Below are 20,497 nucleotides of genomic sequence, written 5' to 3' on the forward strand. Positions count from 1 at the left end.
TGGTCAGTTCAAAGTTAATAAATGGATTAAAAGTATAAAACTAATTAGGAATTTAACATAGTATCTTTTGTGGTAAAGAGTAATGTTAGCTTTTCCTTTTAACAGTTGCTCAATACCACCACAAAAGTAACAAAAGAACATAAAAAAAATAACCAAGGTTATTTTTCAGGATTATATTAAAAAATGAGGCTTAGCCTAATTTAAAATTATTGAGGTAGAATCTTCAGTTAGTGGCACTCCAACTATTTAGCCTTAATAGAAAACCTAAAAGTTTTCATTAAAAAGGAGCCTCATCCGAATCCTGAGGATCATCCTTTCCAGTTGCTTTGCTAGGTAAAGTAACTGCACTTGGCGCATCAAAATCAGCAGGAACTCCTGCTTGTGAAGTGAAAGTAGTACCATAACCCGGTACATCACCGCCACTGGGTGAGTCCAAGTCGGAGAATTTGGTAAATCTTCCGATAAATTTCAATGGAACGGTTTCCAAGGATCCGTTTCTGTGCTTTGCAATGATGACTTCCCCCACATTGGAAGTAGGCATTCCGTTTTCATCTTCTGTAATGCCGTAATATTCAGGACGGTAAAGGAACATTACCATATCGGCATCCTGCTCAATGGAACCTGATTCCCTCAAATCCGAAAGTTGTGGCCTTTTATCTCCGCCACGGGTTTCCACTGCACGGCTTAACTGTGAAAGTGCAATTACCGGAACATTTAATTCTTTAGCAATATTTTTTAAAGATCGTGATATGGAAGCAATTTCTTGCTCACGGTTTCCGCCTCCTCCGCCTGATTTAGATGTGTCTCCTGACATCAATTGGAGGTAATCAATCACGACCAATTGAATATCATGTTGTTGCTTTAATCTTCTACATTTAGCTCTCAGTTCCAAAATGGACAGGGCAGGGGTATCATCAATAAAAATAGGAGCCTCAGTCAAAGCAGCCGTTTTATGCACCAACTGTTGCCATTCGTAATCTTTTAAATCACCTTTTTTAATTTTTTCTGAATCCAATTCTGCTTCAGAAGAAATCAATCTATTTACTAATTGTACGGATGACATCTCCAATGAGAATATGGCCACAGGTTGTTTAAAGTCCACTGCGGCATTTCTTAGGGCTGAAACTATAAATGCAGTTTTACCCATACCTGGCCTAGCCGCAATAATTACCATATCCGATTTTTGCCAACCTGAAGTAACACGGTCAAGCGCGGAGAATCCTGTAGGCACACCCGTTAAACCATCGGTATGATTTCTTCTTTCTTCCAATTCCACAAATGCTTGCTTCATTAGTGAGGACATGTCTGCGTAGTTCTTTTTGATGTTGGAATTGGTCACATCAAATAATTCTTGCTCGGTTTTGTCCAATAGATCAAACACATCGGTGGTATCTTCGTAAGCATCTTCCTGAATTTCCCTGGAAATTTTAATCAATTGCCTTTTGATGGCTTGTTCAGCAATGATTCGGGCGTGATATTCTATATTGGCAGCTGAGTTTACTCTTGAAGTAAGGGAAGTGATATAGTAAGCTCCGCCAATCAGGTCTAATTTTCCGTTTTTTCTCAGCTGATTAGTAACCGTCATTAAATCAACAGGTTCCGAATTGTTGAAAAGTTGAACGATGGCCTTGTAAATTTCTTCGTGAGCTTCTCTATAGAAACTTTCGGGCTTTAGAATGTCAATAACATTGGTCAATGCATCTTTTTCTAGCATTAAGGCACCTAAAACAATCTCTTCTAAATCGACCGCTTGTGGGGGCATTTTCCCCATGTTTTCGCTTAAATCAAGCTTTTTGTTTTTTTGACCTAATCTTAATGCGGATGATTTATTTGATTCCATATGTTCCCCTACTAATTTTTGAGATTTCAAAAGCTAACAAAGCTATATTATTATTTTCTTTATATTTAGGAAAAACCGTCCAAGTTTCCGACAACTTATCCACAGCTTATCAACATCTAAAAACACAAGATAATTTGCCACGGCATAAACTTTATTCTATTTTTGGATTATCTAATATTAACCAAATGAATATAAATCATATAAAACAAGTACATTTTATTGCAATAGGCGGAAGCGTAATGCATAATCTCGCTTTGGCACTTCACAAAAGAAACATTAAAGTTTCGGGTTCAGATGACGAGATTTACGAACCAGCGGCCGGAAAATTTAAATCAGCTGGTTTAAATCCTTCAATTGGCTGGGATGTAAATCAGATAAAGCAAGATTTGGATGCGGTCATTTTAGGAATGCATGCCAAAGAAGATAATCCGGAGCTAAAAAAGGCTCAGGAATTAGGTTTGCCGATTTTCTCCTTTCCTGAATTTGTTCGTGAATTGTCGGCTAACAAACAGCGAATAGTGGTTGGAGGCAGTCATGGTAAAAGCACCATCACGGCCATGATCATGCATGTATTAAAGTCTGCTGGGAAATCTTTTGATTACTTGGTAGGGGCAGAACTGGAAGGCTTTGATTTAACGGTACAGATTTCTGATGCACCTATTATTATCATAGAAGGAGATGAGTACTTAGCTTCTAAATTGGATCCTCAGCCTAAATTCTTAAAATACGACCATCATATTGGAGTAATTTCAGGAATTAAATGGGATCATAAAAATGTATTTTCCACTTTTGAGGAATATACTAAACAGTTTGATCTGTTTGCAGATAAAACTCCCAAGGCCGGTTCATTAATTTATTGTGAGGAAGATAACCTTGCCAATATTGTGGGGGCAAAAGATCGGGAAGATGTTCGCAAATTGCCATATGGCACTCATGATGCTGAAATCAATAATGGTACAACCTATTTGAAAACAAAAGATCACGGTAAAGTGAAAATCAATGTTTTCGGCAAACATAATTTGCAAAATATAAAAGCAGCGCAAGAAATATGCAATATTTTAGGGATTACAGATGATAAATTTTATACTGCAATAGCAAGCTTCAAAGGTGCCAAAAATAGATTGGAGTTATTGGCTGAAAACGGTGGTATCAAAGTCTTTAAAGATTACGCTCATGCCCCGTCAAAATTAAAAGCAACGGTAAATGCACTGCATCATCAATATTCGCCAGAGAAAATATGTATTGCTTACGAATTACATACTTTCAGTAGTTTAGATAAGGAATTTATTCAAGAATATAAAGACACTTTAAAAAATGCTGATGCAGCTTTAATATACATTAATCCAAAGAACCTTAAAATTGAAGGTGAAAGCGCTTTAAATGAAAATGATGTTAAGAAAGCTTTTAATAAAACTGATATTGAATTTTTTGACAACGAAAATGATTTAAAAGAAGCTTTAATCAGCCAAAAAGGAAAGGTAAAAACTTTTGCATTTTTAAGCTCAGGTCATTTTGGTGATCTTAATATATCGGAAACCGCACAAACTTTAGTTCAATAATATGTTTTTAAAACTCAAGAACCCAATGGTCATTTTTGACCTGGAAACCACTGGAACCAATGTAGTCAATGACAGGATAGTAGAATATTCCTTCGTGAAAGTAATGCCGGATGGTGAAATCATTAAAAATACTGATAAAGTAAACCCAGAAAGACCAATTCCTTTAGAAAGTAGTCTGATTCATGGAATTTATGATAAAGACGTTAAAGACAAACCTACCTTTAAAGCGGTAGCCAAAGAGTTGTCCGCTTTTCTTCATGGTTGCGATTTGGCAGGTTTCAATATTCTGAAATTTGATGTCCCAGTATTGGTAGAGGAATTTTTAAGAGCAGAAGTAGATTTTGATATTTCAAAGCGTAAATTATTGGATGCACAAAAGATTTTCCACATGATGGAAAAGCGAACCTTGACTGCAGCTTATAAATTTTACTGCGATAAAGATTTGGTAGATGCACACTCGGCAGAAGCGGATACTATGGCAACGCTTGAGGTACTGGATGCACAAATCAAAAGATATGAAGGTGAAAGTTTAAAGGACTTAAAGGGAAAGGTGATCGGCACTATTGAAAACAACGTGGAAACCTTACATCAAATAACCAATGATAATATGGTTGATCTGGCAGGTAGATTCGTATTCAACGATGCGGGTGTAGAAGTTTTTAATTTTGGTAAGCATAAAGGTCATCCTGTTGAAGATGTTTTGAAAAAAGAATCAGGGTATTATGATTGGATGATGAAAGGAGATTTCCCGATGGACACTAAAAGAAAATTAACCGAGATCAAACTTAGAGGATTTCAAAAATAATTTGAATTATACAATTAGGTTAAAAGCCCAAATTATAGATTTTATTTTGGGCTTTTTATTTTATTAGCTCAGCTTTATTGCAACATTTACAAAATCTTTTTTTAATATTAAACCCGGTTATTTTAATTGAGTTTTAACTATACCATACATTATCTATAAATAAAGCGTTCAGTAAATTTTTTCAATGATTTTTTCTATATTTTTAAGGATTGGAAAATCTTATAAAATTAGGTTGTATTGAATACGCAATATTTAAATGAAATAGTTGAAATATTAGAAAGCCAAAATCTTAAATATGAGATTTTGGATAGTTTGAATATTACAGGTTTTCTAGATTATAAATGTTACTATTTATTAATCCAAAACAGCATTTTATATGTTCTTCCTGTTGGTGAACCCGACAGTCAAAAATCTCAATTATTTTTTAAGAATCTTCAAAAGGCAGCCCAGATAAAGCAAAATGGCAAATTGACTTTAATCATGGATGCTACTCAGTTAAATAATATCCCCTCCTCAGCCAGAAAGGAAATCCATTTTTTTGATTTATCCTTCCGGAAATATTGGATAAAAATACTTTTTATATATCAAGGAATTGCCAAGGTAATTATGGATATGTACGAATTACATAAACCTGAACATATCGAGGGGGTTGAAAAAGTGAATAAGCCAAGTTTGGCTATTGATTATGCCGTTAAGGGTATTAAACCAGAAATGAGTTCAGATGATTATTTAAATTCCCTGAGCAGGGAAGAATTAATTGCAGAGATTAAGGATTTAAAAGCACAGGGTTCAAATTCGAATGATCATAACAGTATTGAAGTCAGTAAAGTAATTGATTTGCTCACATCCATAAGCTGGGAAAAGGAAAGAACCAAAACAATAAAATTTGATAAAAATGATGTTCTAAGTCCAATATATGGGTTATTAAATACTGTAATTTCGGACTTTAAAGAGCTAAATCAGGAATACACCGACTTAAAACATGATTTTTACAATAAACTCCAATTTCAGGTTGGGGAAATTTTACATCAAGAGGCCAGCTTAAGGTCAATATTCGATAGCCTTGATTCTATGATTTGGTTGGTAGATTCGCGTTTCAATTTAATGGCTTTTAATAATAAATTCTATAATCATCTTATAACTCAATACGGCATAACTCCACAAGTGGGAATGAATGTGTTAGAACAAAAAGAATTGGCCGGACAATATGAAAAAACAATTCATCGAATTAATGTTGCTTTAAATGGAAAGGAAGAGAATTACCGTGATTTTTACAGAGAGCAAGATAAAATTGTAAAGGTGGTTGATTCCAAAATATTTCCAGTAGTGTTGAATAAGGAAATTTCGGGAGTAGCTTGTCTCACTAACGATATAACAGAAAGTTTTGAGGCCAAAGAAAGAATCAAAAATAATGAAAGAATAATTGCATCAGTCAATAAAAATATATCAGAGGCCATTTACAGAAGTTCTCATGAAAAGGGTTTGATTTTTATCAATGATGCTTTTGTGAAAATGTTTGGTTTTAAAACCAAGGATGAACTTTATAATCATGCTAAATTAAATAGCCTGTATGCTAATCCTGATGATCGTGAAAGCTTGGGTAAGATGCTCATCAGGAAAAAAGAAGTAACCAATATGGAAGTGCAGTTCCAGAAAAAAAATGGGGAGGTTTTTACAGGCTTACTAAGTAGTATGGTTAGCGAGGATGACCAAGGCGCAAAGTATTTTGACGGAGCCATAAGAGATGTGACAGGTATTAAAAGTGCACAGGAAAAGCTTAAAAAACAAAATAGGGAACTAAAAAAATTGAATACAGAGCTGGATAGTTTTGTGTACAGCGCTTCTCATGATTTAAAAGCTCCTTTGAGCTCGGTAAAAGGATTAATTAATTTGGCCAAGAATGAAAATGATAAAGAAAAGCTGGCACATTATTTAGATTTAGTTGATAAAAGCATCAATAAACTGGATGATTTTATTAAAGATATTGTGGATTTGTCACGTAATGCCAGACAAGAAGTAAAGCCTGAATTCGTTGATTTTAATGAGATTATTCAAGATACTATGGATAATTATCAATACTTAGAAAATTTTGATAAAATCAGTAAAAAAATAAATATTTATTCGGATCATGAGTTCTTTTCAGATAAAAGAAGATTGAAAGTGATTTTCAATAATCTTATTTCTAATTCCATTCGTTATTTCAATCCTTTTATTGATAATCCCTATGTAGAGATTTGCTTAAAGGCTGATAAAGAAAAAGCCGTAATAGAAATTTCCGACAATGGATTGGGGATTGAATCAAAATATCTTGAGAAGATTTTTGAAATGTTCTTTAGGGCTTCCAATAACAGCAAAGGTACTGGAATTGGACTTTATATAGTGAAGGAAACCATTCAAAAAATTAAAGGAGAAATTAATGTGGAATCCAAATTGGATAAGGGTACCAAGTTTACAGTTACCCTTCCCAATTTAAAGAATTAGCTATTAACATCAGTAGTTTCTATTTCCTTTACCAATGTTTCATACCAATCTTTACTATAATTTCTTATCAGCGCATCTTTCAAGAATTTGTAAAGAGGAACTCCTAATTTTTCACCAAGATCACAAGCTGGATCACAAATTTCCCATCTGTCATAATTTAATGCATCATAATCATCATATTTGGTAATACGCACAGGATAAAGATGGCAGGAAATAGGCTTTAGAAAATCAATTTTACCATCATTGTGGGCTTGTTCAATCCCGCATTTTAAAATGCCTTTCTCATCATAAACAGCATAAGCGCATTCTTTTTCATTGATGGTAGTAGTACTGTAATCGCCTTCCCAATCTTCAATATATTCGCCATGTTCTTCTATGGCTTTGATGCCTTCTTCCGATAAATAAGGTTTTACTTTAGGATAAATCTCTTTCATGATGGGTAACTCCTCATCTGTTAGCGGAGCACCCAAGTCACCTTCTACACAGCAAGCTCCCTTGCATTTTTCAATATTACAAACAAAATTTTTATCCTTGATGTCATCAGTGATGACTGCATTACCTACTAATATCATATTGCAAAATTAATTTTAAATGATGGATTTCTCTCAATAGATTTGAAATGATTTACTGATAATTGTGATTTGATTCAGATAGTTCCAATTAATCTGTTGGGAGGGTAATTTTAAAAGTAGTTCCTTTACCCATAGTGCTTTCTACTGAAACTTCACCATTATTAAGTTCAATGAATTCTTTTACCAACATCAATCCAATTCCCGCACCATTAGCTGAGGAAGTTCCAATAAGGGTGTTTTTGTTGATTTCAAATAATTGATTCAATTTTTCAGGTGGCATTCCAATTCCAGAATCCATAAAAAATAAATCAATCATTCCTCTATTCGTATTTTTTGATTCAATGGAAATTTCTCCTCCTAAAGGAGTAAATTTTATTGCATTAGATAGAATGTTTCTGAATACAATTTGGATGGTTTCTTTATCTGCTACTATCTCTTCATGATTTACCAAGTCCATTTTGAGTGTAATCCCTTTAGCTTTTAATTGTGAGCTAAACAAATTCTTCAAGCTTATTAATTCCTCCTTTAGATTTACTTTTGACTTTTTAATTTCCAATCCCTGCAATTGACTTTTTGACCAAGCCAAAAGATTATCTAGTAGATTTGAAGAATTATTCAAGTCTTCTTCTAAATTATGGGTAAGTTGTTTGAATTCATCTTCACTCACTGCTCCCTTTTTATATAATCCCAATATTCCTTTTAGGGATACTATTGGCCCTCTTAAATCATGTGAAATAATGGAAAAGAGTTTATTTTTCACACTGTTAAGTTCATCAACTTTTTGAACCTCCAAATCCAATTCATTTTTATTGATAAAAGATGTCATTTTTTGCCTGTCCAAAATATAAGAGGCAAGTATTCCAACCATATAAATTACAAAAAGCTGTGAAATTTGTCTTTCTGCAATAGCTGAATAGTTTATGTTTTCTATATATAAAATGTAGGCCGCAAAATTGATGCTGTTTACCAAAATTGCATAGCGAAAGCGCATTCCCATAATGGTGGAAACAATGAATATCAAAACCATCAATATATTGGAAAGAAAAATATCGAAAGCTGGATCCTTATTGAAATGATAATGTAAAAAGAAAACTGCAGATACAAATAGGGCAATTAATATGCTCATATATTGTGTTAACTGATATTTTTCTTTCTTAAAAAGGAAGGTTAAACCACCCAATATTATTAGAATAAGCGCCATTCCACCCCTAAAGGCTATTGAAATCATATCTAATTCATAGCGCATTACATCTACAAAAATAAAGATAATGCTTAGAGCGGTTCCCAAAACAATAACGAATCTTAGAGAATTCAAATCCTCCTTGAAACAGCTTAGATTGAATTTCTTTTCTGTTTCAGGATTTTTAAACCGTAGGAATAATAGATTATATTGGTAAAGTTTCTTGCTCACGAATAAAATATTAGGAATCGAATTTAGTGAAAATATCTCAACATAATTGTATTAAATCCTAGTTGAATTCTATTTAACAATTTAAATAACCTTACTTTATCATATATAGCTAAAAAAACTGACTGGTCATGATATAATTCCCCAGTTCAGGTGTTTTTACCTAAACAACTACCTTCTAGGTAAATTTTATCTCGCAGAAACTTTCTGGTGAAAACACCTGAAAGCGGGGCTTTTATCCTTATTAAACTTGAAAAAGTAGGAATAATTATTTTCATATTTTCACCTTTGGATTTTATACAACGCCTTATTATTGGGGATCTACATCAAAAACTACTCTTAATTTTCTGAATTGACTGTTTTCCTGTAGTTTGTCAACTGAATTTTTTATTTGTTTTTTGCTGCTTTCTAAAGGATATCCCTTCTCCATTTTTACCCACAATTCCATGTGATAAATATTTCTGATTTTGGAAATTAAGGGTTCGTGTGGAGCCAATACTCTTTGAAAGCCTAATTTTGTAATCAAGGACTCGTATAATAATTTGGATCCATTTCTAACTGATTCAGCTTGTGCCCCTTTCAACACAATTTTGATCAATCTGCAGTATGGCGGATAAAAGAAGGAATGCCTTTCCTTTAGTTGTAGTTCATAAAATCCTTCATAATCATAATTCAATAAATATTTGAATAGGGGATGGTCTTGCTGAAAACTCTGAATCCATACTTTTCCTTTTTTATGGCTTCTGCCAGCTCTTCCACTTACCTGCAACATTAGCTGAAAAGTTCTTTCATGTGCCCTAAAATCAGGGTAATACATCATTCTATCGGCATCCACTATGCCCACTATGCTCACATTTTCAAAATCCAATCCTTTGGTCACCATTTGGGTACCGATCAATATTTGAGTTTCACCGCTTTCGAAAGATTCTATAATCTGCTGATAGGAATATTTTTTTCGGGTGGTGTCCCTGTCCATTCTTTGGATTTTCACTTCCGGGAAATGAAGCTTTAAATCATCTTCAATTTTTTCTGTCCCAAAGCCTTTCATTACCAAAGCAGTGGATTCACAATTCAAACAAGCGCTCGGACTTTTCTGGCGATATCCGCAATAATGACATTTCAATTCATGCTGATGCATGTGGTAAGTAAGACTAACAGAACAATTCTCACATTCAGAAATCCATCCGCAGGTTTCGCATTGCAAGTAGGGTGCATAACCTCTTCTGTTTTGGAAAATAATGGCTTGGTTTCCATTGTTCATTTCGGCCTCTAAGGCGGCCAAAAAGCTGTGGCTGAAATCATCTTTTACCAATTTTTTAGCTTTTTGTCTTCGCATATCGATGATTTCAATTTCAGGCATTTTCCCTTCTCCATATCTTTCGCTTAAAACCGTCAGGCCATATTTACCGGTTTTAGCGTTATAGTAGCTTTCATAGGATGGAGTTGCCGAACCTAATATCAATTTGGCCTGATGAATATTGGCTAAAACCACGGCCGTATCACGAGCATTGTAGCGTGGTGCTGGGTCATATTGTTTATAACTGCTTTCATGTTCTTCATCTACCACTATCAAAGAAAGATTATTGAATGGTAGTAGAATAGAAGAGCGAACGCCTATCACAAAATTAATGGTGCCTTCCGCAACTCCTTGCCAAACTTCCACTCTTTCGGCATCAGAGAATTTGGAGTGGTATATCCCCACTTGATCGCCAAATATTTTCCGAACTCGTTGAATCATTTGGGTAGTAATGGCAATTTCAGGTAATAGAAATAAGGCCTGAGAACCACTGTCAATTACTTCACGAATCAGAGAAAGGTAAATTTCTGTTTTCCCACTACCTGTTACGCCATGCAAAAGCGCCACATCTTTTTCAGTAAAAATCGTATTGATATCATTTTTACATTGCTCCTGAGCTGGGCTTAAATTAATTTCATGGTCCAAATTTACTTGCCTGTTTAGGTAGTCCAAGCGGGAAGTAATAACCTCAAAATCTTCAAATACTTTATTTTTAACTAGCGTATTGATCGAAGAGGTAGAAAATTGGTTTTCCTTAAATATACTCTTGGCAATGCCTATCTCATTTTTTTGTACATCCTTAAAAACTGGCACCTCCTGTAAATATTTCAAAAGCACGTCCAATTGCTTGGGCTTTTTCTCTAGGTTTTGCATTAATTCACTCAATCGAGCCTCATCAAGCCATTCTTTTTGTAATCTTAAACGCTTTTCGGTTTTGGGCTTGTATCGCTCTTGAACCTGCTCAATAAGCATGATCACTTGTTTTTTGAGCAATTCTTTTAATAGCAGACTGGTTTGCTTTCCATTGGTAATTTCTGCAAACTGCTGATATGAGAGAAGCCCTTCTTTTTTCAAAAGCTTAATGACTATTTCTTCAATTTGGCTGAAAATATAAGGTGATTGCTCCAATTGGAAAGCTGGATTTAATTGGATTTTTGATTCACTACTTAATTTCAAACCTGATGGCAATCCTACATTCAAAACTTCCCCCTCTGTGGCCATATAATATTGTGCCATCCATTCAAAAAGCTTGAATTGTTGTTGACTGAGGATGGGGAATTCATCCAGAATTTCCAGTATGTATTTCGCCTCATATTCTTTTGGTGCTTCATGGTGAATAGCACTTATTACGCCCGTGATGATTTTTTTTTGTCCAAATGGAACAATGGCCCGGATACCTACTTGAATCAGCTCTTCGTATTTTCTAGGAACACGATAGGTGAAAGTTTTAGGGATGGGCACAGGTAATAAAACCTGAACGAAATAAGTTTTTTGCAAACTATCTTCCTCTATAGTATTCAGGCTCAATTGACTCATCTGCTCATTTGGGCTAAGGCATCCATAACTGTATAAACTGGACGTTGGCAAGCATTATTTTCGCATACATAAATGCTGGTTTTAGTATTGATGATTTCCTTTCCTTTCCAAACCAGTTCATCATTATTTTCTTCTTCAATTGCCATAATGAAAGCATTGGGTAGATAATGAGACCATAACTCTTTTTGGAATTTTTTGGCATCACTGCCGACTATCACCACATCATAGCTTTTGTATGCTTTCAAAGTATAGGCTGATGCATAATTGGCCAAAAATTTCGGTTCCCTGCCCAACAAATGTTGAATCTGTTTAAGCATCTCCTCCGATATTTTGGTGAATTCAGCATTTCCTTTTAAGATGCCCAACCAATGCAAATTTTCAATCATTACAGAATTGGATGAAGGAATTACATTATCAAATATTTCCTTTTTTCTGGCTATTAATTCCTCGCTAGTCCTGTCGGTATAATAAAAAAGCTTTTCCTTTTCATCATAAAAATTCTGAAGCGTATAATGAGCCAATTTTTCGGCAAAGTTTAAAGTTTTCGGATTTGATGTAATTTCAAATAATGTCAAACAAGCTTGGATAGTCAGCGCATAATCTTCTAAATATCCTTTGATTTTTGCTTGATCATGCTTGAAACTTCTGAAAAGGTGATTTCCATCCCAAACAAATTCACTTAGGAAAATGAAGTTATCTAGCGCTATGGCTTTATATTTTTCATCTTGATATGCTTTATAGGCATCGCAGATTCCTTTTATTTGTAGCGCATTCCATCCCGTCAGGATTTTATCATCCAAAGCAGGGCGGATTCTATCCTCTCTGGCTTCTAATAATTTATCTTTTACAAAATTGAGTTGCTCTTTGAATTGATTTTCATCTAATTTCTCCGCTTTGCAAAAATCCTCGATTGTGCTGTGTCGAAACAAAATATTTCGCCCATTTTCCCAGTTGCCTTTTTTGGTAGCATTATAGAATTTCAACACAGGCTCGTACTCCTTTCCTAATAGTTTTATGAGTTCATCATAAGTCCAGGTATAGAATTTGCCTTCCTCGCCCTCCGAGTCTGCATCTAAGGCAGAATAAAATCTACAGTAGGAATCCATTAGTTCGCGGACACTAAATTTTATGCTATCCTCAAATATTTCTTTGAAATATGAGTTTTGAGTAAAACGATAGGCATCAGCATACAGACTTATGAGTTGTCCATTATCATAAAGCATCTTTTCAAAGTGGGGGGCAAACCATTCTGCATCTACAGAATAACGGGCAAATCCTCCGCCTATTTGGTCGTAAATTCCACCATCAGCCATGGAAGTTAAGGTAAACTCCAAAGCTTTTTGTGCTTCTGGGTTTTGATTATGGAAAGCATATTTCATCAAAAACTTCCATATTACAGGCATTGGAAATTTAGGTGCTCCCAAGGTACCTCCATTGTCCCAATCAAAAGAATTGCTTAACTTCTGATAGGCTTCTGAAAGTACATTATTATCAAAATCATTTGATTTTAATGCTCCTAATCCTAATTTTTCAGCATCAGGGGCATTAAGAGCTTGTGCAAATTTAATGGCAGAGTCTTGCAATTGAACACGACTACTTTGGAACGCCATAGCTACTTTATCTAATATTTCTAACCATTTATGTTTAGGGAAATAAGTACCCCCATAGAATGGTTTTTGGTCTGGCATTAAAAACATATTTAATGGCCAACCCCCATTTAAACCCATATTTTGGACAGCATCCATGTAAATTTGGTCGATATCGGGTCTTTCCTCACGGTCTAATTTGATGCAGACATAATTTTCGTTCATCACCTTGGCTACATCTTCATCTTCAAAGCATTCATGTTCCATCACATGACACCAATGGCAAGCGGCATATCCAATGCTTAATAAAATGGGTTTATCTTCTTTTTTGGCTTGATTTAATGCTTCTTCTCCCCATGCCTGCCATTCAACAGGGTTGTAGGCATGCTGTAACAAATAAGGACTGCTCTCGCGAATAAGTTTATTGGCTTTTGGCATCTTCTAATTCTTTTTCGACATGTTTCATTTCTTCTTCTACATTGCCCATTACAGAAAATCGTGTTAGTTTTTTATGCAATGCTTCCAAGAATTGGACGTGTTCTTCCGAACCTGGATTCATTACCCTATGGTTCAAATCATTTTTAATAGCCTGCCATTTATCGCAATAAGCGAAAAGGGGTTCAGAAAAGAAGGTTTCCCTAAATCTCTGCCAAATAAAGTTTCTGGCCATATTATTGGGATGAATCATATCTTCGGCATAGAATCTGTAATCTCGCAAATCATCCATCATCAATTCAAAAGCAGGGAAATAATAAGTCTTTTCAATGGATTTCTTGATTTTATGCACTGCAAGCCTTAGAATTGATTTACTCAACATATTTTCTGGTATTCCATCTTTAGTATGGCGAACAGGGCTCACGGTTAATATAATACGGATGTTGGGATTGATTTCTCTTAGAATTTTTAAAGTAGCACTCACTTCCTCAATTATATCCTCAAGTTCTAATAATTCTTTTTGAAAATTTTGGGATGGAAGTTTATGGCAATTCGCTATTATTTCTTGGGTCTTCTCATATCGATAAACCCAAGCAGTGCCGAATGTAAGGATTAAAACCTTTGAAGTTTCTAAATAGTCCTTCAATTTGCCAGAAGCTTCCCTTATTCCATCCTTTAATTCGATTAAATTTTTCTTGCCAAAAATGGAGTGTGCATCCAAATGGTTATAGATATCTCGATTTTCAATGATATGCTCTTCGTTTAGGTCTTCTCCTTTCAAAGCAGACTTGATAAGACGCATTTGAGAAATCGGATTATAAATAATCCCATAAGGATTACTCAAAATATCCATTTTCATTTCTTCAAATCGACTGCCGATATGATCTGCAAAGCAACTACCAATGGAAGTAATCCGATCGTGTGGATGGATTTTTTCTTCAACTGGTTTTATTTCTAAAGTGGTTTTTAATTCCATTTTCCCTATTTGAGATTTATTCTCCGAAATCTAATAATTGGTTTTTAAAAATTTATTATGTGGCACTAAATATCAAATAGATATAAGTATCTCTCATTTAATTGACTAATAGGCTTTATTTTAAACGCTCAACACTTTTACCATGTGAATTAATTCCTGATTGAGCGGCTTGTTTTTAGTGATGCTGTCTTCAAAAGATGTATAAACCAATTTATCATTGATAATGCCAGCCATCACATTCTTTTCGCCCTTCATTAAGCCTTCTAGGGCACCTAGGCCTAATCGACTGGCTAGAATCCTGTCTTGGGCACTAGGTGAACCACCTCGCTGAATATGCCCCAGAATTGAAACTTTAATGTCCTTTTGGCTAATAGCCTTTTTAACTTTTGCGGCAATTTCCATAGCATTTCCTTCTTCATCACCTTCTGCCACCACCACAATAGAAGAAGTTTTATGGCGTGCCCAACCTTCTTGTAAAGTACTGATCACTTCTTTTATGCTAGTAGAAGTTTCGGGTACCATTACAAGTTCCGCTCCCCCACCAATACCTGAACGAATGGCAATATAGCCAGAATCTCGCCCCATTACTTCAATGAAAAATAGACGATTGTGGGAATCGGCAGTATCTCTAATTTTATCTATTGCACCTAGAGCGGTATTGACAGCAGTATCAAATCCAATGGTGTAATCAGTACCATATAAGTCATTATCTATAGTTCCGGGAGCGCCAACTGTTGGGATTCCATATTCTTCATAGAATATTTTAGCACCCGTAAAGGTTCCATCTCCACCAATCGTGATTAATCCTTCAATTCCAAGTTTTTGTAAATGCTCAAAGGCCTTTTTTCTACCTTCTTTCGTTTTAAATTCCTCACTTCTGGCGGATTTCAGAATAGTACCGCCTTTTTGAATAATATTACTAACAGAATGAGATTTCAGTTTTACAATATCACCTTCAATCATTCCATCATAACCTCTATAAATCCCATATATATCAATTCCATGGTAAACTGCACCTCTTACAGCTGCACGTACACAGGCATTCATGCCAGGCGCATCACCACCGGAAGTCATTATTGCTACTTTTTTCATTTATGGCGTATTTTTATTTTAAAACTTCAATCTTTGAAGTATAAATTATATAATTTCAATTTAATGATTTTTATGACTCATTTACTCCAATACCAAGCTTAAAGTTGGAAAAGCAAGGCTGTTATTGCAAATTATAATGCTTAAATTTATAATAAGGTATTAATACGAATAAAATGAGAAAACTCGATTTATTATTTTTCATTAGTTTTTTCTTATCCCTTACTATAAGCAAAGCACAATATCCAGAGGGAAATGTTAAAACCGAATATTTATATTCAGAGGTTTTAGAAAATGAATTTGGTGAAAATCCAAACAGAAGGGTGACTATCTACCTACCTCCGGAATATTCAGAAAGTAAACAGAGATATCCTGTCCTTTATTTTTTACATGGATTCACATGGAGTGATAGTTTGATGATAGCTGAAAGTCAGTTTGATAAGTTATTAGATAAAGCAATTGCAAAGGATATAATTGAACCGGTGATTGTTGTTATGCCGAATCATTTTACTTTGTTTAGAGGTAGTTGGTACACAAACTCAAAGTTAACTGGAAACTGGGCTGATTTTACTGGAGAGGATCTTGTAAATTTTGTAGATCATAATTATCGAACAATATCAAATAGGGATTCTAGAGGTATTGCAGGTCATTCTATGGGAGGTCAAGGAGCAATTAAAATAGCGATGCTTTTCTCTGATATTTTTTCAACAGTATATGCTTTATCACCTGCAACTTTAGACCCTACCAATTCGGAATTTGGTATTCAGGGAGAAGCCTATAAAAGAATCAATGAGATTTCCACTCGAGAAGAATTAATAACTGACTGGAATGAGTTCCTCCCAAATGCAATAGTGGCTATGGGTAGGGCATTTTCTCCAAATTTAAACAAACCTCCTTTTTATGCAGATTTCCCTTATGAATATGTGAATGATAGCTTAATCGTCAATTATGAAGTATTAGAATTATGGAAAAAAAAGTCTGCAATGGGAATGGTAGATCATCATATTGAAGATCTTAGAAAGCTTAATGCAATTAAACTTGATTGGGGTCGAAACGATGGTTTTGACCATATTCCAACTACATGTTTACTTTTTAGTAAAAAGCTTGAAAATCTTGGAATCAATCACTTTGCCGAGGAATATATTGGAAATCACTCTAATAAGCTTTTCACGGACGATGGGAGAGTCATGAAGGATATGTTACCGTTTTTTAATACTTACTTGAAATTCGAAGAATAGTACACGTAACTGTAAACCATAGAAACATTAAAGATATTTTATGCCCGTTAATTCTGTTTCATTTTTAAATTTAACTCCTCTTCGCGATGAAGTAAAATCCGTCATTGAGGAGGTTCTGGAAGAAGGTGTTTTCATGAATGGAAAATATTTGAATAGATTTAAAGATTCTTTTTCAACTTATCTAAAGCAAGATTATGTGATCCCTACTGCAAATTGCACCGATTCTTTGGAAATTATTTTGAGAAGCCTTGAAATCAAAAAAGGTGATGAAGTGATTACTACTGCATTCAGTTGGTTTTCGGATGCTTCTGTTATTCAATTGTTAGGTGCAGAGATTGCTTTTTGTGATATAGATTTAAATCATTTTGGCATACAAATTTCAGAGCTGGAAGAAAGAATCTCTACAAAAACCAAAGCACTTATTTTGCCTCATTTATTTGGATTGGTTCATCCTGAAATAGAAAAGATTGCTTCTATTTGCAAGAAAAATAATATCCACTTGATTGAAGATTGTGCTCAAGCACATGGCGCATCTTTAAATGGAAAATTAGTGGGTACTTTTGGTGATGTTGCTGCTTTTAGTTTTTATCCAACCAAAAATTTAGGGGCCTTGGGTGATGCTGGCGCTATTGTTACAAGTAATCAAAAAATAGCAGAAAAATGTAATCTCTGGGCAAATCATGGTCAATCTGGCAGAAATAATCATGTTCAAATGGGAAGAAATAGTAGGATGGATGAATTACAGGCTGCAGTTCTTTCATCTCAATTGCCATTTTTGGATATGAATAATACAAAAAGGAAAAAATTAGCGATGTTGTATTATAATGGATTAAATTCATTGGATTTGGTTTTACCAATGAACAGTAAAGGTCATGTTTTTCATCAGTTTGTTATCAGAACGGATAGGAGGGATGAGCTCCGAAAATATTTATTGCAAAAAGAAATTGAAACGGATATTCATTATCCAGAAGCACTTTCCGACATGGCGGTATTTAATAATTCTAGTCTATGTTCAAACGCACTTAAGGCTTCAAAGACAGTATTATCACTCCCTATTCATCCTATGCATACAGAGGAAGAAATTAATTATGTAACCAAGAGCGTAAAGTTATTTTTTAAAGATTAAACCTGTCTCTTATGGGTTGAATGATTTTAGTAATTTCTTGGGAGGGCTTGAAAAATAGCATTAACAAACCAAAAATTATGCAAGTAATTAGGGTTAAGTAAGCTCCGTTTAAAACCGGGTTTGAAAATTGAGGAACAATACTCACAATAAAAAGACAAAAACCTGATAGTAAGAGAGTACTCAGCGTATGAATTGAAAATGGCTGAAACTCTAATTTCATATAGATGTAAGTCAATTTAATTAGATTGAACAAGAATATTGAAGATAGCGTAGCGATAGCAGCGCCTGTTAAACCATAAATAGGAATTAAATAAGCATTTAATGCTATTGTTAACACTGCCAATATGATTACAAAATAAATATTGGTTTTGTAAAATTTTGAAGATACAATGATTTCGGAATTAACACCAAAGCCCATATTAATCAATTTGCTCAAACCGATTAAAACTACTATCCATTTTCCGCTGGAATAATCATCACCTTTTGGCATAATGGCATAAATGTTATCTAAGTTGATTACCACTAAAATAAAGACAAAACTTCCTAAAATAAGCTGATTGATACTGCTTTGCTTGTAAATTTTTTTGATTTCATCCAGTCTCTCATTTTCAAATGCATTTGCAATTAATGCGTCTGACATTTGAGAAATGCTTCTTCTTGGAATTTCAATTACGGTTCCCATAAAAAAAGCTATTACATAAATTCCATTTTCTTTCAGTCCTAAATATCCTGTAACCATTAGTTGGTCAATTTGCAAAACAATAACTGAGCCTACCGCACTTGCCATAATGAAAATCATATATTTGGTCATATCCTTTACAAAAGATTTTTTCAATTGAAAAATTGAAAAATTGAATCTTAGTTGACCCTTGAGAATTATGATGCAGAATAATAGTAAAAGACTGAGTGCGTATGTGGCAATTGAAAACCGCAGAAACCATTCAAAAGAAATGTAATCCAAAAAGTAAAAAAATGCCAGTACACTACTAGTGACCCTAAGAAAAAACTCACGCATAAAAGTTGGGATCACAACATTAAGTTGCGCTTTATAATAAGCTTCAAAAATGGAAATATACACCATAATGGCCGCTAAAATGATGATAAGCCTATATTGATGTATAAGTTCTGGGGCATTTTTTTCAAAAAATCCAAATACCCATTGATCAACCAACTGAAATAAACCTATAAAAATTGAAATGGTGAAAAAGGCCATTATCATCACGAATGTAAAAAACCTCCCGGAAGATTTAGGGCCTTTATTAAAGCGCGGGAAATATCTCAGGGTACTTCTGGCAAGACCAACTTGTGCGAAGGGAGATAAAATGATTGCCATAGAAAAAATAGCCTTGAATAAACCTAATTCTTCTTGCGTTAAAAATTCAGGGAATAAAAATATCATATTGACAGCACCAATTGTAACTCCTAAGTAGTTGATAATAGAGGCATAAGCACTTTGTTTGATGACTACTCCCACGTTTAATTTTTAGTACGAAACTGAAATTTAATAAGATGAAATTAATAATTCGCTATTATACTTATGATTTCTCTTTATTGGAAATCCAATGAGCATAAAAATTTCTTTTAGCTGAAAGTCTTTATGATTAGTTTTGGTTTATGGAAATGAAAGATCGAAATATAAAGCTGATAGAGTGCCCAAGAGATGCCATGCAAGGTCTGCATGATTTTATTCCTACGGAGCAAAAAATCAAATATTTGAATCAACTATTAAAAGTTGGATTTGATACTATTGATGCTGGTAGTTTTGTTTCTCCTAAAGCTATACCCCAAATGAGGGATAGTGCCGAAGTATTTGATAATATTGATTGGCAGAGTTCTTCCTCTAAGCTGTTAGCAATTATCGCAAATCTGCGGGGAGCTTCAGATGCGGTTAAATTTGATCATATTTCTTATTTAGGATATCCACTTTCTTTATCTGAGACCTTTCAGCAACGAAATACAAAGCGTTCAATTGCAACTGCTTTGGAAGACTTAAGTGAAATCCAAGCTGTTTCAGTTGCGCATGGTAAAACATTGGTAGTGTATTTATCCATGGGCTTTGGTAATCCTTATGGTGATCCTTATGATGCTTCTTTTGTCCAGGATTTTGTGGAGAAGTTGAATAAAATTGATGTTAAGATAATATCTCTATCCGATACAATTGGCGTTTCCAATCCTGAAAATATTACTTGGATTTTTGAACAATTAATTCCCCAATATCCTCAAATAGAGTTTGGGGCTCATTTGCATAGTCATCCTTCTAGCATTTGGGAAAAGGTAGAAGCAGCATATTCAGCCGGCTGTAGAAGATTTGATGGGGCTATAAAGGGTTTTGGCGGTTGCCCAATGGCGGAGGATGACTTGGTTGGAAATATGGTGACAGAAGATATGGTGGCATATTTCAATAATAATAATATTGAATTGGGAATCGATCAAGAAGCATTTGCTGAAGCTCAAAGGATAGCTTTGGAAGTGTTTCCAACTCGTTGATACAACCTTAGATTAACATACTCCTAAAACGTGGAATCCAGAGAATAAAAAAGGGTGGTAAA

14 protein-coding genes are annotated in these 20,497 nt (G+C 34.4%); 6 read left to right on the forward strand and 8 right to left on the reverse strand.

Annotation, left to right across the window (positions count from 1 at the left end; translation table 11 throughout):
* Nucleotides 1–277: 277 nt before the first annotated feature.
* Nucleotides 278–1,840 carry a replicative DNA helicase gene (dnaB, locus tag ACFE0M_RS17490; protein ID WP_434547084.1) on the reverse strand — a complete coding sequence of 521 codons (1,563 nt, stop codon included), beginning with the start codon at nt 1,838–1,840 and terminating at the stop codon, nt 278–280.
* Nucleotides 1,841–2,025: 185 nt separating this feature from the next.
* On the opposite strand from dnaB, the gene ACFE0M_RS17495 reads away from it, so the two are divergent.
* The 3 genes from ACFE0M_RS17495 (at nt 2,026) to ACFE0M_RS17505 (ending at nt 6,685) form a co-directional block, all read left to right on the forward strand.
* Nucleotides 2,026–3,399 (forward strand): UDP-N-acetylmuramate--L-alanine ligase, encoded by a 1,374-nt coding sequence (locus ACFE0M_RS17495; RefSeq protein WP_434547085.1) that lies wholly within the window; start codon nt 2,026–2,028, stop codon nt 3,397–3,399.
* Nucleotide 3,400: 1 nt separating this feature from the next.
* Nucleotides 3,401–4,204: an exonuclease domain-containing protein gene (locus tag ACFE0M_RS17500; protein ID WP_434547086.1), complete on the forward strand. Its 804-nt coding sequence runs from the start codon at nt 3,401–3,403 to the stop codon at nt 4,202–4,204.
* A gap of 237 nt (nt 4,205–4,441) precedes the next feature.
* Nucleotides 4,442–6,685, forward strand: a complete 2,244-nt coding sequence (locus ACFE0M_RS17505) for a PAS domain-containing sensor histidine kinase (protein ID WP_434547087.1) — start codon at nt 4,442–4,444, stop codon at nt 6,683–6,685.
* On the opposite strand, the gene ACFE0M_RS17510 is transcribed toward ACFE0M_RS17505, so the two are convergent.
* The 6 genes from ACFE0M_RS17510 to pfkA all read right to left on the reverse strand — a co-directional run bounded on the left by ACFE0M_RS17510 (nt 6,682) and on the right by pfkA (nt 15,587).
* A complete protein-coding gene (locus ACFE0M_RS17510) occupies nt 6,682–7,257 on the reverse strand; it encodes a DUF3109 family protein (RefSeq protein WP_434547088.1) in 576 nt (191 codons plus the stop codon). The two genes, ACFE0M_RS17505 and ACFE0M_RS17510, sit on opposite strands and share 4 nt — an antisense overlap.
* An 88-nt stretch (nt 7,258–7,345) precedes the next feature.
* On the reverse strand, nt 7,346–8,668 hold the full coding sequence (locus ACFE0M_RS17515; protein WP_434547089.1) for a sensor histidine kinase: 1,323 nt from the start codon (nt 8,666–8,668) through the stop codon (nt 7,346–7,348).
* Between the two features lie 307 nt (nt 8,669–8,975).
* Nucleotides 8,976–11,498: a replication restart helicase PriA gene (gene priA / locus ACFE0M_RS17520; protein ID WP_434547090.1), complete on the reverse strand. Its 2,523-nt coding sequence runs from the start codon at nt 11,496–11,498 to the stop codon at nt 8,976–8,978.
* The gene (locus ACFE0M_RS17525) at nt 11,495–13,522 is read right to left on the reverse strand and encodes a thioredoxin domain-containing protein (protein ID WP_434547091.1); all 2,028 of its coding nucleotides are present in this window, start codon (nt 13,520–13,522) and stop codon (nt 11,495–11,497) included. Before ACFE0M_RS17525 ends, priA begins: the two co-directional genes overlap by 4 nt.
* Complete coding sequence (locus ACFE0M_RS17530) at nt 13,506–14,495, reverse strand: GSCFA domain-containing protein (RefSeq protein WP_434547092.1); 990 nt, start codon at nt 14,493–14,495, stop codon at nt 13,506–13,508. The genes ACFE0M_RS17525 and ACFE0M_RS17530 overlap by 17 nt, the downstream gene beginning before the upstream one ends.
* A 120-nt stretch (nt 14,496–14,615) precedes the next feature.
* Nucleotides 14,616–15,587 carry a 6-phosphofructokinase gene (gene pfkA / locus ACFE0M_RS17535; protein ID WP_434547093.1) on the reverse strand — a complete coding sequence of 324 codons (972 nt, stop codon included), beginning with the start codon at nt 15,585–15,587 and terminating at the stop codon, nt 14,616–14,618.
* A gap of 173 nt (nt 15,588–15,760) precedes the next feature.
* Between pfkA and ACFE0M_RS17540 the strand changes: the two genes are divergently transcribed.
* Both ACFE0M_RS17540 and ACFE0M_RS17545 read left to right on the forward strand, forming a co-directional pair.
* A complete protein-coding gene (locus ACFE0M_RS17540) occupies nt 15,761–16,822 on the forward strand; it encodes an alpha/beta hydrolase (protein WP_434547094.1) in 1,062 nt (353 codons plus the stop codon).
* Between the two features lie 40 nt (nt 16,823–16,862).
* Nucleotides 16,863–17,948, forward strand: coding sequence for a DegT/DnrJ/EryC1/StrS family aminotransferase (locus ACFE0M_RS17545; protein ID WP_434547095.1), 1,086 nt, complete (start codon nt 16,863–16,865; stop codon nt 17,946–17,948).
* Here the strand turns inward: ACFE0M_RS17545 and ACFE0M_RS17550 are convergent.
* A complete protein-coding gene (locus tag ACFE0M_RS17550; RefSeq protein ID WP_434547096.1) occupies nt 17,938–19,422 on the reverse strand; it encodes a hypothetical protein in 1,485 nt (494 codons plus the stop codon). The two genes, ACFE0M_RS17545 and ACFE0M_RS17550, sit on opposite strands and share 11 nt — an antisense overlap.
* 140 nt (nt 19,423–19,562) lie before the next feature.
* Between ACFE0M_RS17550 and ACFE0M_RS17555 the strand changes: the two genes are divergently transcribed.
* Nucleotides 19,563–20,435, forward strand: a complete 873-nt coding sequence (locus ACFE0M_RS17555; protein ID WP_434547097.1) for a hydroxymethylglutaryl-CoA lyase — start codon at nt 19,563–19,565, stop codon at nt 20,433–20,435.
* Nucleotides 20,436–20,497: the final 62 nt, after the last annotated feature.

Origin of the sequence: Marivirga sp., from assembly GCF_051117495.1 — a bacterium.
GTDB lineage: Bacteria > Bacteroidota > Bacteroidia > Cytophagales > Cyclobacteriaceae > Marivirga.

Coding starts and splice junctions, on each gene's coding strand:
- dnaB (WP_434547084.1), bottom strand. CDS start 1,840: ATGGAATCAAATAAATCATCCGCATTAAGATTAGGTCAAAAAAACAAA.
- ACFE0M_RS17495 (WP_434547085.1), top strand. CDS start 2,026: ATGAATATAAATCATATAAAACAAGTACATTTTATTGCAATAGGCGGA.
- ACFE0M_RS17500 (WP_434547086.1), top strand. CDS start 3,401: ATGTTTTTAAAACTCAAGAACCCAATGGTCATTTTTGACCTGGAAACC.
- ACFE0M_RS17510 (WP_434547088.1), bottom strand. CDS start 7,257: ATGATATTAGTAGGTAATGCAGTCATCACTGATGACATCAAGGATAAA.
- priA (WP_434547090.1), bottom strand. CDS start 11,498: ATGAGTCAATTGAGCCTGAATACTATAGAGGAAGATAGTTTGCAAAAA.
- ACFE0M_RS17525 (WP_434547091.1), bottom strand. CDS start 13,522: ATGCCAAAAGCCAATAAACTTATTCGCGAGAGCAGTCCTTATTTGTTA.
- ACFE0M_RS17530 (WP_434547092.1), bottom strand. CDS start 14,495: ATGGAATTAAAAACCACTTTAGAAATAAAACCAGTTGAAGAAAAAATC.
- pfkA (WP_434547093.1), bottom strand. CDS start 15,587: ATGAAAAAAGTAGCAATAATGACTTCCGGTGGTGATGCGCCTGGCATG.
- ACFE0M_RS17540 (WP_434547094.1), top strand. CDS start 15,761: ATGAGAAAACTCGATTTATTATTTTTCATTAGTTTTTTCTTATCCCTT.
- ACFE0M_RS17545 (WP_434547095.1), top strand. CDS start 16,863: ATGCCCGTTAATTCTGTTTCATTTTTAAATTTAACTCCTCTTCGCGAT.
- ACFE0M_RS17555 (WP_434547097.1), top strand. CDS start 19,563: ATGGAAATGAAAGATCGAAATATAAAGCTGATAGAGTGCCCAAGAGAT.